The organism is Okeania sp. SIO2F5 (assembly GCF_010692685.1).
Classification (GTDB): Bacteria; Cyanobacteriota; Cyanobacteriia; order Cyanobacteriales; family Microcoleaceae; genus Okeania; species Okeania hirsuta.
The window spans coordinates 1-13,821 of sequence record NZ_JAAHGU010000171.1; the positions used below are offsets into that span (position 1 = coordinate 1).

General features: G+C 36.0%; 11 protein-coding genes and 2 pseudogenes. 3 read left to right on the forward strand and 10 right to left on the reverse strand.

The genetic code is table 11. The annotated features are described in order from the left end of the window. Positions 1-91: 91 nt before the first annotated feature. From F6K27_RS34460 to F6K27_RS29460, 5 genes and pseudogenes are all read right to left on the reverse strand, one after another. Positions 92-307, reverse strand: a pseudogene (locus tag F6K27_RS34460) (zinc ribbon domain-containing protein); the annotation flags it as partial. 128 nt (positions 308-435) lie between these two features. Continuing rightward, entirely contained in the window at positions 436-663 is a 228-nt protein-coding gene (locus F6K27_RS29445) for a hypothetical protein (RefSeq protein WP_124154675.1), read from the reverse strand. Between the two features lie 272 nt (positions 664-935). Then, a complete protein-coding gene (locus tag F6K27_RS29450) occupies positions 936-1,292 on the reverse strand; it encodes a type II toxin-antitoxin system PemK/MazF family toxin (protein ID WP_124144962.1) in 357 nt (118 codons plus the stop codon). After that, positions 1,286-1,540, reverse strand: a complete 255-nt coding sequence (locus tag F6K27_RS29455; protein WP_124144963.1) for a hypothetical protein — start codon at positions 1,538-1,540, stop codon at positions 1,286-1,288. The genes F6K27_RS29450 and F6K27_RS29455 overlap by 7 nt, the downstream gene beginning before the upstream one ends. A gap of 371 nt (positions 1,541-1,911) precedes the next feature. Continuing rightward, positions 1,912-2,082: pseudogene (locus F6K27_RS29460) on the reverse strand (transposase); the annotation flags it as partial. 207 nt (positions 2,083-2,289) lie between these two features. Between F6K27_RS29460 and F6K27_RS29465 the strand changes: the two are divergent. The 3 genes from F6K27_RS29465 (at position 2,290) to F6K27_RS29475 (ending at position 6,557) form a co-directional block, all read left to right on the forward strand. Next, positions 2,290-3,741, forward strand: a complete 1,452-nt coding sequence (locus F6K27_RS29465; protein ID WP_287279493.1) for a transposase — start codon at positions 2,290-2,292, stop codon at positions 3,739-3,741. Positions 3,742-3,791: 50 nt separating this feature from the next. Then, positions 3,792-4,526: a cytochrome c biogenesis protein CcdA gene (locus tag F6K27_RS29470; protein ID WP_124144964.1), complete on the forward strand. Its 735-nt coding sequence runs from the start codon at positions 3,792-3,794 to the stop codon at positions 4,524-4,526. Positions 4,527-5,183: 657 nt separating this feature from the next. After that, positions 5,184-6,557, forward strand: coding sequence for a cytochrome c biogenesis protein (locus tag F6K27_RS29475; RefSeq protein WP_287279494.1), 1,374 nt, complete (start codon positions 5,184-5,186; stop codon positions 6,555-6,557). Positions 6,558-7,451: 894 nt separating this feature from the next. Here the strand turns inward: F6K27_RS29475 and F6K27_RS29480 are convergent. From F6K27_RS29480 to F6K27_RS29500, 5 genes are all read right to left on the reverse strand, one after another. Beyond that, on the reverse strand, positions 7,452-8,240 hold the full coding sequence (locus tag F6K27_RS29480) for a hypothetical protein (RefSeq protein WP_287279495.1): 789 nt from the start codon (positions 8,238-8,240) through the stop codon (positions 7,452-7,454). 154 nt (positions 8,241-8,394) lie between these two features. Further along, positions 8,395-8,565, reverse strand: coding sequence for a hypothetical protein (locus F6K27_RS29485; RefSeq protein ID WP_287279496.1), 171 nt, complete (start codon positions 8,563-8,565; stop codon positions 8,395-8,397). Positions 8,566-8,586: 21 nt separating this feature from the next. Then, positions 8,587-8,940 carry a hypothetical protein gene (locus F6K27_RS29490; RefSeq protein ID WP_287279497.1) on the reverse strand — a complete coding sequence of 118 codons (354 nt, stop codon included), beginning with the start codon at positions 8,938-8,940 and terminating at the stop codon, positions 8,587-8,589. A 613-nt stretch (positions 8,941-9,553) separates the two neighbouring features. Next, positions 9,554-10,531 (reverse strand): hypothetical protein, encoded by a 978-nt coding sequence (locus F6K27_RS29495; protein WP_287279498.1) that lies wholly within the window; start codon positions 10,529-10,531, stop codon positions 9,554-9,556. 574 nt (positions 10,532-11,105) lie between these two features. Further along, on the reverse strand, positions 11,106-13,298 hold the full coding sequence (locus F6K27_RS29500) for a hypothetical protein (protein ID WP_287279499.1): 2,193 nt from the start codon (positions 13,296-13,298) through the stop codon (positions 11,106-11,108). Positions 13,299-13,821 lie beyond the last annotated feature (523 nt).

The following is a 13,821-nucleotide window of genomic DNA, read 5'->3' on the forward strand; positions in this document are numbered from 1 at the left end:
AATAACGCAATCATTAGCTTTATGATCTGACTTGCAGTTAGTAAACGCCATAAGTAATTCTACTCAATTCAATATCAAGGTTTTCTGTAACCTATCGTAATTCAAATTGAAGTGCGGAATGTGGGTTAAAATCTCTGTCAGCTTGTTTGCGAAGCATTACGTAGGAAAAACCACATTCACTACATTCATCAGTTCTCAAGTGTAACGGCATTTTCTGTTGATGCCCACAGTTTGAAAATATTTGAGAACTTGGATAAAATCTATCAGCTATAATTAATTCACTGCCGCCGTACCACTGACATTTATATATAGAACCCCTAAACGGATCTATTTAAAAATAGAGAAGGAGATGGGGAGATGGGGAGATGGGGAGATGAGAGTATTTTTCTACCTGCAAGGGAAGCTACCAGGTTTGCTATTGGGCGACGCAGGGTCTCATCCGCTTTTTCCCCATTCTCGTTCCTGAATTTCCACAACTTCCTCAGGCTGAGGACGGAAGCCAAAAGCACATACCGCGTCCAAAGATACGCTCAGGGGTTCTATAAGCTGACGCTTAAATTCATAAAATCCACAATCAGCAATAGCACTTGCTAATTTGTGATCTCTTGGTGCGCGTTCCCTTGCGACTATAGTCGTCGCGGGGTCGCACCGCTTTTTGAGCATTCCACTAAAACCTTTTTTTTGAGGATATAATATATAGAAAAATAGTCGAGATTTAACTTTCCTGGGGAGCAAGATTCTAAATTGCGATCATGGAAGAGCAGCGTCATCTTTGATTCGCTGTCTAGAGGATGTCACCTACTATAATATTGTGTAGTGGAGACTAAGCTTTCTTTTTAGAAAGATATAGTAAAAATTCAAATTTTTTGATGCAAATAATTGATTCTAGAACTAGAAAGTTAAGGTGAGGAGCAAAAGAGGCAAAAATCTTATCGTTATTCCATTTCTGTTGGTTTAAGTAATAGTTCCACTCCCTCTAATATTTTTTCTACTCTCTCCGGTGAAAGAGTACCTATTTTATCTGTCAATTTTGCTTTTTCTACTGTGAAAATCTGGGATATATTCACAACTATTTTATCTGGTAAATTTGCCTCACCCACTGCCAAAACAATATTGCCAGGAACAGCAGCAAGCTTGAGATTAGAACTTAAACTACAAACAACCACAGTCTTAATCAAACTAAAATTAAAAACATTGTTCTGAATTACAACATGAGGATGTCTGTAAGTAGCTTGAGAACCGGATGGTTCATCTAATTCAATCCAGAATATATCACCTTGATTAATTAGCACTCGTCCTCTATTATACTCCTATGATGTCCACTAATACTACTTATTGATGTTGATACTTCTGTATCAGAAACATCCTCATAAGCAGCATTTATTTTTTCTAGCAATAGTCGATTTTGATGCCGACGAATAAACTCTTCTAGAGCGATCGCTATTAAACGACTTCTAGATATTTTCATTTCTGCTGCTAGTGCTTCAGCTTGTTCAAACAGATACTCTTGTAATGAAATTGCAGTTTTGACAGTGGCCATATAATTATAATTTAACTTTTATGTTAGTATAATCATAGGTTATATTGCTGTCAATACTTATTCAAAAAGGTCTCACCTCTTGAATTTATTGAGACATTTAACTCCTCCTGATACTGAAACTCAAAATCATCCTAGTATTCTAGATTTAATTTGGAGTTAATTTGTTTCAAATAATTCCAGAGAAAATCTTAAATTCGGGAAAAATCTAAAATCTAACAATGAAAAATGCAGAGGCCAGAAGGAAAAATTGCTTGGGGTTTGAATCTTAATCCAGCTTGATTCGGCAAGGGGTCTCCCATTATAGTGACAGCTTAACGGTGAGGGGAATTGCCGACAGTAAATTAAACTGGTGTCGATTGATGTTCGACATATTACTTTAATTGCTCAATAGTTACACGACCGCAACTAGCAATAAAATAGGAACCATTCTACAGTACAGGTTTCCGATAAAATCTTGCCAGGTAATCAGCAAAGTCTCTCCTGATCAAACTGCTAGAAACAGTTTTGAGATTAGCTATAAATTTACTCAATTGAATTTTTGGGTTGCGGTAAGTGTAATATAAAAATTATGATAATTACCGAAAAATTGTGGGTATGCGCCTCCCCTTTTAAGGGGATAAAAAAGCGGTCGAGAGATGGCGAGGTCTCCTCGCCATATCTAATCGACCAAGAGAAGAGCATATTCGCCAAGGTCAAGCCTCCTTATTGCAGAGGTACTGATAACTGATAACTGATGACTGATAACTGAAATGACTCATTGCTATAAAATCAACCCCACTGCTGAACAGTCAGCCAAAATTGATTATTGGTTGGAACACCTGCGAAGGCATTGGAATTACGCCCTAGGTCAAAGGCTAGACTGGTTGAATAGAACCAGATGTCAAATTGACCGTTGTTCGATAGTGTCATGTCCTATTGGTGAGATTCCTCAGCTACCAGATTATTATTTTCAGCAATCAGCACTTAAACAGATAAAAAAGTTGTTTCCAGATTATCAGGAAATCTATTCTGAAGTCCAGCAAATTAACTTGCAAAGACTAGATAAAGGTTGGAAACGTTGGTTAATATCTGAAAAGAAAGGTAAAAGTGGAGGGCGACCTAGATTCAAAAAATCAGGTAAGTTAAGGTCATTTTGTTTCAGTAGAGTCAATCATCCTAGAGCAGTAGTTAAGTTTGATAGCAAGCAAATCATTATTAGTAAGTTTGGTACTATTCCTGTAATAGTTCATAGACCTATACCAGATGGGTTTGTTATCAAAACTGCAACTATAACCAAAAAAGCTGACGGCTATTATGTGAGTTTTAGCTGGGAAGATAACCCTCCCCTAACCCTTCCAGGGAGGGGAACTGAAGGGGTGGGTTTAATTCCTACAGATAATATTAAGACTGCTATAGGTATTGATGTAGGCTTAAAAAAAATCTTAACTACTAATACTGATGAGACTGTTTCTGTGCCTAATTTATATAGAAAAGTAGAATCTAATTTAGGTAGAAAACAGCGTAAAGTACCCAGAAAACAAAACGGGTCTAATAACTGGAAAAAGGCACAGAATAGAATAGCTAGATTATATCAAAAAATTGCTAGACAAAGAGAAGATTTTCACTACAAAACAGCTTATAAGTTAGTTAAACAATATGACTTAATTGCCGTTGAAGACCTTAATCTTAAAGGTTTAGCTAAAAATACTAAACTATCAAAATCGATTTATGATGTTGCCTGGGGAACTTTTATTGAAAAACTGAATGCAGTAGCGGTAAAACGCGGTGTTCATGTTGTTAAAGTTAGCCCTCATAACACATCGATTAATTGCAGTAATTGTGGTCAAAAAGTACCTAAGACTTTATCAGTTAGAACTCATTCTTGTTATAAATATGGAACGGTACTAGACAGAGACGAGAATGCAGCAATTAACATATTGGATAAAGCTTTAAGCGAGATGGGTATCATCTTGCCTGCTTGTGGAGGCGTAAGACGTTTGTCAGCCTGTGTTCGCCTAGCGTTACGCCAGCAAAGCAAAAAACTTCTAAAACTTGGGTTCAATTATCTTTGCTTGCTAGCTTCCCGTTATAATCTCCGATTTAACGGGAGAGAACTTCACTTGCAGGAAGTGGAAAATATCCAGTATTCCAGCCTTCATGGCAAAAAGGCAAGAAATTCTATGTGTCTAATCACAGAACCTTCAGTTTCTGCCATCCTATAACTTCTGCCACTGAAGTAAATATTTTATTTCTACTAAATTTAATCATAACTATGGAAACCTTTCTGACTTTACTTTACCAAACTACTCAATATGCAAATACCATAGTGAAGACTCAGCTCATACATCTAAGTTGGGTCAGTTTGATCATTATATTTGTAGCTGGTTTACTTACCAGTTTGACACCCTGTATGCTTTCGATGTTACCAATAACTATTGGCTACATTGGCGGATATGAAGCTAAAAGTCGTCTCCAAGCTGCTGTTCAATCTACTTGGTTTTCTTTAGGATTAGCCACAACTCTTGCTGGTTTGGGAATTCTAGCATCATTACTGGGAAAAGTATATGGTCAAGTAGGTATAGGATTGCCAATTATTGTTAGTATAGTTGCTATTTTAATGGGTCTGAATTTACTAGAAGCATTGCCATTACCTATGCCTTCTTTTGACAGTATGGGATGGATTTCTCAAGATTTACCTAAAGGAATACGTTCATATTTATTAGGTTTAACATTTGGTTTGGTCGCATCTCCCTGCAGCACTCCCGTATTAGCAACATTATTAGCTTGGGTTTCTACAACTGGAGATTTGGTTTTAGGAGGAATTTTATTGTTATTTTATGCCCTTGGTTATGTAACTCCTTTGATATTAGCAGGTACTTTTATAGCTAATATTAAAAAATTTTTAGAACTGCGAAAATGGTCTAGTTGGATTACACCTGCTAGTGGTATTTTATTAGTTGGTTTTGGTGTATTTTCACTGTTATTTAGAATAGTACCAGTTACTTAAAGAAGCAGTCAGCGGTCAGCAATCAGCAATCAGCAGATTTTTTTTGAGACCCCCTTGTTTGTGGAGTATTCCGGAATGGAAAGGAGATTTCAAATCCTCCGAGGGCCATCCGGCTGATAAGAAGCTGGGGATTTTTACCCGGAGCTGCTAAAAGCTGTTAACGCAGTTTCTCCTACGGAGGCTAGCTGATAGCTAGTTAAAAAAAGTAGTCTGATAGATAGTAGTAATTTATGGTTGAGGCGACGAATAAAAAACAGTCAAAATAGGTGAAAAATATGCTCAAAAGTTTATACAGTAATGGTTTTACCTTGAAAAACTATTTTTTAGATATATCTAGTAGCGTGTCTAGCTTTAAAATGTGGGTAAAGCAATTGCGGCAGAAGGCAGTAAATTCAATATTATCGGCCTGTATTTACCCACAATTTTAGTCTGGACGAGCTACTAGGTTTTCCTCGGTCATCCTACACAAACAGCTATTTTTACCTTTTTCAGGTATTTCCCTTGCTAATACTGGATTTAAAGCCATTTTCGGTATCAAAAATCTCAAAGTACCGTTATGACGAATGATTTAGGATTGCTGCACTTGACTTTTTCGAGGGAATATTACTATTGGTACACTACGATGAAAAAATATAAAATCTGATAGGAATTAAATTAATGGATACTAAAGATTCAGGATTAGGCTGGACGTTCAATCCTCTCAAAATATTTAGAAGAGAAATATTGCCATTATTGGCTGATTTACGGTTAGCGATCGCTCTACTATTAGTAATTGCTATAAGCAGTATTTCTGGGACAGTTATAGAGCAAGGTGAATCAATAAATTTTTATCAGGAAAATTATCCAGAAAAACCAGCATTATTTGGATTTTTGACTTGGAAAGTAATTTTGTTATTAGAGTTAGACCATGTCTATCGTACTTGGTGGTTTTTATCAATATTAGTTTTGTTTGGAGCAAGTTTAACAGCTTGTACTTTTACGCGACAAATGCCAGCTCTAAAGTCTGCTAATCGCTGGAAATTCTATAATAAGAAACAACAATTTGAGAACTTAGCATTAAGCACAGAAATAGAAAAAGCTTCCCTAGATTCCCTAGAAAAAATATTACAGCAACGTGGTTATCAGGTATTTCAAGAAGGAGATAAACTTTATGGGCGAAAAGGAATTATTGGCAAAATTGGCCCGATAATAGTTCACGCTAGTATGTTGATTATTTTAGCAGGGTCAATAGTTGGTTCAATGACTGGATTTATCGGTCAAGAAATAGTGCCGAGTGGAGAAACTTTTCAAATTAAAAATATTGTGGATGCCGGAATTTTTGCCGAATCACAAATTCCTCAAGATTGGTTAGTCCGGGTAAATCGTTTCTGGATTGACTATACTCCAGAAGGAGCAATTGACCAGTTTTATTCAGATCTATCAGTATTAGATAAAAATGGCTCTGAAGTCGATAGGAAAACTATATTTGTAAATCAACCTATGAGATATCATGGGGTGACAATGTATCAGGCAGATTGGGCGATCGCTGCAGTTCAAGTCAGAGTTAATAGAAGTCCTGTTTTTGAGTTACCAATGGCCAAATTAAATACGGCGGGAGGGGGCAGAATTTGGGGAACTTGGATTCCGACTAAACCAGATTTGAGTGAGGGTGTATCTCTACTGGCAAGAGATTTACAAGGAACTGTATTAATTTACGATGCTACTGGTAAATTAGTTGCTAGTGTGCGGGAAGGAATGTCTACAGAAGTTAATGGGATAACGCTATTTGTTGACAAGATTATAGGTAGCACGGGTTTACAAATAAAAGCTGACCCTGGAATTCCTATTGTTTATTTAGGTTTTGGTTTATTGATGTTGAGTGTGTTGATGAGTTATGTTTCTCACTCGCAAATTTGGGCTTGGCAAGAAAGTGAGCGGGTTTATATTGGGGGTAAAACTAATCGCGCTAGTGTGGCCTTTGAACGGGAAATGTTGGAAATTTTAGATAGATTAGATCGTAAACCTCTTGCAAAAGTGGCTGATACAGTATGATGGGACTACTCAGTAGCGATCGCTAACTCCAAACAGGGGAGGGAGGGTGGAGAGTACAGGGTCTGGTCTGACCCTATGCTGCAAACTTCACGCAAGACCCGCATCCTCTTTTCGGACTACACTCGCGTTATACTGTCGATGATGAAAAACCTACCCTTGTCAGGATGGGGTGCTGGGGGTGTAGAGCGAGTATTTTTCAACCTGCTTGGTGCGCGTTAGAATACCCTAAATGTGGTCATATCAAGAAGAAAAAACTTTCTGTTTGCATAGAAAACATAATTGTAGTAGTTGTGGATATAAAATAAATCATGATATAGCTGCTGCAAAAGTAATTAGAAACAGAAAAGTTAGGACATCCCTTTTCTCTTTTTTCTACTGCCTTTCAAGCATTTATTGTCCTAATACCATTTCTCTGTAAAAATGCGCTTAATAATTGTTGCTCAGACTTTATTACACTGACTATTTTCATTTTTAATATTAAGTGCAACTTTATGGAGAGATGGTATAACTAAAAAAAACGTATTGCTATACTTTTTTAAATAATAGAGTTGTTGGGAATTAAGCTAAAAAAATGGCTAAAACCCTTATTAGTCAAAGTTTATAGTGTTTTTTAAGCCTCAAATGCTCAAAAGCTTATATAGTAAACTTTTGAGGCTTTTGAATTTTTATTTCCCAACAACTCTAATGATTAAAGTTAGAGAAACTCAGGTCGAAGTCTACTATTAATATCATGTCCTCATATCCGAAGGCAATCGTTTGTATAAACCCAAGGGTGAATATCTACAGATTTAAGTTTTTTTCTTGCTCAATAGCCTTCCTTCCTCTTCCCTCTTCCAACTTCGGTCTTCCTTACCTTCGCGCTTACAATACCGATGCTACCGGACATGATATAAGTTAGAAAAAATGTAAAGTCTTAGCTAATAAAGAGACTGCACTAATAACTCCAATAATAATCATCAAGTTATTGAAGTATTTTGATAATTTATTGGCAATATTTTTGTCTGGCAAGGTACGGTTAACAATCTGCCAATCTGAAGATAAGACTAAACTAGATAAACCACGCCAAATATCAGCATCAATTAAAGTTTGCTCTTTTTTTATTCCGGTTACAACTACAATTAAACTCTGTTGAGTTGGCAAGCGATATTCTTTCAATTCCACAGCTAATTCCTGTTGACGTTGGGGTGAAGTTTCGGCAATTTTATTAGTGGTATTTGGCAACTTATCTTGGAGTATTTTTTTAGCTTGTTCAGTATTAGTTAATTTTTGTAGATGCTGAAAATCAACTTGAAAACCAAGCTCTCCTCCTAAACTTACAGCTTGACTAATTTCTACTGTGAAATGTTGTCTTTCTTCTGTATTTAAAGCCATAGCAGCTAACATTCGTAAAGTTCTTTCATTATCTGGAGAATCTGAAATTACCCAAGCTATAGAAATCCGAATTTGACGGTCGGCAAAATCAACTCGCTCTGTAGGTTCTATACCTGTTAATAAACACAGTAAACTATTATTTTTTCGGCTCAAAACTACTGAAGCAGATTCACTATCAATTAATTGATTTGCTTCCTGAATTATGGTGGGCAAATTTTGTTTATCTATTCTAGCTTGAGTCTCTTCAGTAACTTTTAGCCAACGATAATCATCATCTTGAGAAAAGCCTCTACTTTCAATATATATTTCCATATAAATCTCCTTTTTAAATTTTAATAATTTTACCAATAAAAACAATGAATAAAATAGATATTTATATTTGGGACTGGTGATCGTATGTTTGTTAGATGAAATTTTCCTCAAATAGGACAGTAATAACTGCTTACTTGCTTATTTTTATCGATCTTCAACTTCCGAAAACTTCTTTATTACTTGCACCTTTCTTAATTAATATCTTAAGTAAGTTTGAATCTCCTTTCACCCAAAACTTTTCTTCTGTCGGAAAAATTTCTTCGGGATATTCAGTTGCAAAGTCAATGAATTTTCCTATCCAGTCATTAGGAACATAATGCTCCATTGGAGTACCTTCAGGATAAAATTATCCTACTTTGCAATTGTCAAAATCTACAAACATAATCGGGAATAAATCTTGAACATCCCACCAGGAGATGGCTGATGTGTAACGTCTTGCTAGCTCTATGCTTAATACATCTTTATTTACTTTAAACTCTGACATATAATCAAGAAATTTCCCAGCAGTCTTTTCATTTACTATATGAATCCCAAATCTATCTGAGTCTTTAGAATCTGGTACTTTGTGACCATAATTTATGAATTCATCACGCCACTTATTCGTATCAAGTATCCATAATTCTCTGTCACTTCTAAAGTAATAAAATTTGCCTTGATAGGGAGCAACTACTACAACCAATTCGATTTCTAAATCACTCATTTTTTTCTTTTAATCACTTTTTTTTATAACCTTTAAGATCGACTTTTTCCAGCCATTCATCAAATATTGGGACTACCGATAAATCCATTTTAGCCTTATACCAATTTCAAAAAAGAATGCTATAAAAAGTGGATTTTGATTGGATATGCTTAAAAATAGCTTCTCCAGTTCATTTGAGATAGTTATATCTATCATTTTTCCCTTTTTTTCAAAATTCACCGAATAATTAAGGTTTAAAGCCTCTCCTTTAAAGGATAAACAAGCGGTCGATCTTCGCAGCTTCCCGAAGGGTGGGATAGCGAGGATACCCTATCTTGCAGAGCCGCTCCGCTAACGCCATATCCAATGGACCAAGATAAGCAAAAATTTTCCTTTGAGTCAATCCTCTTCTTTTCAAGGGGAGGTAATTGTTAATTAATTATTAATTATTAATTGTTGAACCCTTCTTCCTTCTTTCTTAACTTCTACCATTTGTAACAAACATTTATCAAATTGGTATTAGATAGTAGGGTGCATTAGTAAAGGTAATACACGATGGTATTAATAGGATTTGATGAAATTTATAAATCAATAACTTAAATTTTTAAAGCACTCTAATATCAACAACTATAAATTATAATAAATCTCTGCCCTGAAGTACGACAAAACCCGCAGTATTTTTACAACCCTTAGAAAACTGAGTCAAAGCATTTTTAATATGAGCATCTAAACCAATCCAACTAACAACAGCTTGTAAAAATTTAGGGGTACGTCCTTCATGGTGCATTTTCAACAAAAACCGTAATAAGTAACGTAAAGGTTGGTCATTATCCACGGGATTATATTCAGCATTGCGACTAATTTTTCTAAATCCAAAAGTAGGTAAATAATTATTTCTTGGTTCTTCAATGGTTGTACAAATTACACAACCCAAAGTTTGTACTGGAGTAATGGCAATGGCAACTTGAGAATTTAATGGTGGAGAGGATAAGAAATTAAGCAAGTCGGCATATTCCTTTTTGATTCTTTCTAATAATTGTTTGGCTGCTCTCTCTCCTTTTGTCATTTCCATCTCGCATTTAACTGGAGCAAATATTACTAAGCGAGGTTCTCGAATATCTTTATAAGCTTCTTTAAACATGGCTGTTATTTGCTTTGGTTTATTCACATATTCATTAAATTTTCCCTTAGACATCATTAATGCTGGCGTATCAATAGCAATTACAACCGCAGCAGCATCATTCATTAATTCCCTGACAAATTTTCTCTCGTTAGGACTAGCTTTATCAGAAATATAACCTCCTGGATAGTCATAAAAATTCAGTCTTAAAAATGGCTTTTTATCCTGTTCAGCTAAGTCAAAAATAAAAGAACGAACTTCTGAAGAACCGGGAATACCTGCTCCTGGTTGGACTTTAAAAGTTTCTGTGAGACTTTTTAATTCTTTGAGGCGTTTTTTGAGAATAGCATGACTTTCTGCTTCTGGAATTAGTTGGAGGTTAGCCTGAAAACTTATTCTTTTAAATTGTTCGTACATTGAAGTTAATAGGCTAGTTTTACCAACGGCGCTAGGACCTAGAAGTGTGATTTTTAGTTCATTCATAGTAATCATAATTCCTTGATTTTATTGTCAATTTGAAGAGTAGTTAATAGTTCAAAAAGTTACAGCAAATTCGCTCGTATCTGAAGTACAGAAGACATATCCTTCAAAAGAGGGGAGAGGGAATAGGGAACCCACCCCTCGCCCCTCCCCCTCCCAGGAGGGGAGTAATTGATAATTTATGGATAATAATTGATTTAATTTTTAATTATCGGAGATGTCTAGATATTAATGATCGGATGTTTGTAGTGCGGGCATCTTGACCGCTATGGATATATTCATCATGGAATATGCTGTAATATTAGTCTGCCTACTTACACTTAATAGATAAGTGATCATCTATAGCAATGTGCGCTGGCATATTTACAAATTACAAGAGGTGTCCAATAGCTAAAAGTCTTGTATTATCGGTCTTTTATTCCCCCTTCCGGAGCTGTTGCCTGTTGCCTGTTGCCTGCGCACAGCGCTATAAACGTCTCGCTTACCTACGGGAGCAAGATGCTCCCACTGCCATTGCTATAAAATATTGAGATTAATCCTATATAATATCCCCCAAAACCTCTTTCTATCTCCTATTCCCTAACTATTAATTAATAAATTGTAGAAATTCTAATTGATTAGCCTTACCAACTATATCTACTAACCTTTGCCATTCTTTAAGTGAATCTGAACCCTCTCCCATGGGTTTAAAATAAGCAGGCCAAACAGGCGATCGCACCTCATATAAAAATACAGGCCATTCATTTTTTATTTCTTCTCCACGCAATACTTGATCGACAAATTCTTCTACTGCAGCAAATACGGCTAATTTTGGTTCTGATGATAAATCTGCTAAGGCTTCTTGACATTTATAAACTGTTTCTTGGTGCAATTGTTCTAAATTTTCTAGCACTTCTTCAGCGGTGGGTTTAGCAGATAACCGGAGGGAAGTATCGTCAGGAGTTAAGTCATCTAAGTGTTGTCTAATTCGGTAATGAAAATTTACCTCATAAGACATTTCAAAATTCCATAAATTTTGGAAAGCTCTGCGTAAATTAGGTTGTAACTCAGACACTTTATTCTGGGCAATAACTTGCAAAAATTCGGCTCCCCTAGCAGTAGTTAAACCTCCCAATTTTCCTTGTTCGGTTAATATTTGAGTTATTTGATACTTGGCATCATCAATTAATTGTTTTAACCCATTATCTAAGGAATTAAAATGTCGAGTTAAATGAGTCCTAATTTTATGTAAATATTCAGCATAAACAATTTCCCAAGAACCCTTTTCCCGATGTCTAACCTTAATCTCTTGTAAACTAGGAATTCCCTGATCTTCCCTACAACTTTGAATTGCTACCTCTACTTGAGGTTTAAAAAAATCTTCATCTACCAGATAACGTTGCTGCTTAAAATTATCCAGCAATTCCATTAAACCCACCGATAAATTACTCATCAACTGATTATATAAAGGTAGAAAAACTCCCATTTCATTTTGATTTGCAGTAGGACTTGCTAAAGCCTGACGCGCCTTTTCTATTTCTACCTCTACAATTTTTTGTAACTCCACCATCCGCTCTTGACAAGAAGCAGCATATTGTCGGTCTAAGCTCTGAATTTTAGTAGCTAAATAATTCAAAACAGTATCTAATATTTTCAGATTAGCTACTTCCACATCAGCACAATTAGCAATAATACAATCCACTAAATTCAGATGTTTTTTATCAAGATCGTCAGCCAAATCTTGGCAATTATTGAAATTATCACCATTTGCCGAATTAGCATTAGTTTGATTCAGAATCATAAAAGACCACAAATCTAAAGGCAAATCTACAATTGCCGCCCTAGCTGTGTCATAAAGTCGGACATCAACATCTGCCCAATAGTCACCTTTGGCACTGGGCATTCTCACAAATAAAACAGCATCAATATCCTGACTTAATGTCTGAATTAATCGTGTTTCATCTCCCACACCAGTATCACCTAATCCAGGCATATCAACTAAAGCTATTTGCCCAACATCAGTATTAGGAAAAGGGCAGGTAATTTTCACTTCTTTAACTGCTAAATAATTAAAAAATATCCGTTGACCATCAGCAGTATCTTGAGCCACATATTCCCGAATTTCATTACTAGAAATACGCTTGGGTGGAGAATTTAATAATCCCACATATTTATCAATATTAGTATGATATCGATTCAAATGTTCATACATCGCACCCGGTGCAGCGTATCCAGGCAAATTTTCTGGCAATGGTGGCAAAGGTTTAGAAGCAAATTCGACTAAATTATTAGGTTTAGCACCCAGATGTAGCTTTTCATCATAGGGGGCAATGACATCATCAATAAACGACCGCTCCGAATGAAAATAAACCTCACCGAAAGTCGTAACATTAGGGTTATGACGAATCATGCTACGAACACCCGTACAATGTTGGCGATCGCCGTCGGGAATTTCTGTTGTGGTCAACCCCGTTAAACTTTGCAAAAGACGACTTTTTCCTTGTCTAGCACGACCAACTACCCCAATATTCAATGTATCGCGGGAAAAACGCACCTTCAGTTTTGCCAACGCTTCTAACTCTGTAGCAATTTTCAGATGTAGCACCAGAAAATCAATTTCCGCCAGTCTACCTTGAATTTTCCGGTCTTCTATTTGTGTAATTAATTGATTGCGTTGAGATTCGAGAGCGTGTAGTGCGGAGGTAAGTTCCCTCAAATTTTCCTCTGTGCGTTCAATTTTCTGAGCAAGGGGACGACGTTTATCGATAATATCGCTAATAGTTTCACTTCTATTTCGCATAGCCAAATTCCTCTATGAATATTTCAGCAGAATTAGAGGATGGTAATTTGGAGACTTCCAATATCCTTCTCTCTGAATTTAGCTACAAATTCTCTTCCCTCGCTTCCGGTTAAATTTTAGTAATTAGTAATGGGGAATTAGCAGTTTGCAAATGGTAGTTAATTCTTATAGGACTTACGCACCTGCAAAGCATTACCTTCATTGCGACCGATAGGATTTATCGTTAATATTTCTAGTTTTATATAGAATCCGGTTATACAGTATATGTTTATAATTCTATCCACACTTTCTCGCTTTCAATCTCTCAACCTCCCCCTTCTCCCCATGCTTCCCATACTCCCCACCCCCAAATATAGCAATGAGCGCTGGCATCTTTACATGTTACATAGATATTTGCAATGTAATATAAAAGTAACTGTATGAGCTGTATTTTTCATAAATTAGGCGATCGCTAAACCTTAAAGTTTTAAGGATGTCTGTAATGGTATTGATAATTTACAGTTTATAGCTTGAAATTGTTTAC

Bases quoted from the DNA above. Each gene is read 5' to 3' on its own strand.
- F6K27_RS29445 (WP_124154675.1), bottom strand. From the start codon at position 663: ATGCTCAAAAAGCGGTGCGACCCCGCGACGACTATAGTCGCAAGGGAA.
- F6K27_RS29455 (WP_124144963.1), bottom strand. From the start codon at position 1,540: ATGGCCACTGTCAAAACTGCAATTTCATTACAAGAGTATCTGTTTGAA.
- F6K27_RS29465 (WP_287279493.1), top strand. From the start codon at position 2,290: ATGACTCATTGCTATAAAATCAACCCCACTGCTGAACAGTCAGCCAAA.
- F6K27_RS29470 (WP_124144964.1), top strand. From the start codon at position 3,792: ATGGAAACCTTTCTGACTTTACTTTACCAAACTACTCAATATGCAAAT.
- F6K27_RS29475 (WP_287279494.1), top strand. From the start codon at position 5,184: ATGGATACTAAAGATTCAGGATTAGGCTGGACGTTCAATCCTCTCAAA.
- F6K27_RS29480 (WP_287279495.1), bottom strand. From the start codon at position 8,240: ATGGAAATATATATTGAAAGTAGAGGCTTTTCTCAAGATGATGATTAT.
- F6K27_RS29485 (WP_287279496.1), bottom strand. From the start codon at position 8,565: ATGGAGCATTATGTTCCTAATGACTGGATAGGAAAATTCATTGACTTT.
- F6K27_RS29490 (WP_287279497.1), bottom strand. From the start codon at position 8,940: ATGAGTGATTTAGAAATCGAATTGGTTGTAGTAGTTGCTCCCTATCAA.
- F6K27_RS29495 (WP_287279498.1), bottom strand. From the start codon at position 10,531: ATGATTACTATGAATGAACTAAAAATCACACTTCTAGGTCCTAGCGCC.
- F6K27_RS29500 (WP_287279499.1), bottom strand. From the start codon at position 13,298: ATGCGAAATAGAAGTGAAACTATTAGCGATATTATCGATAAACGTCGT.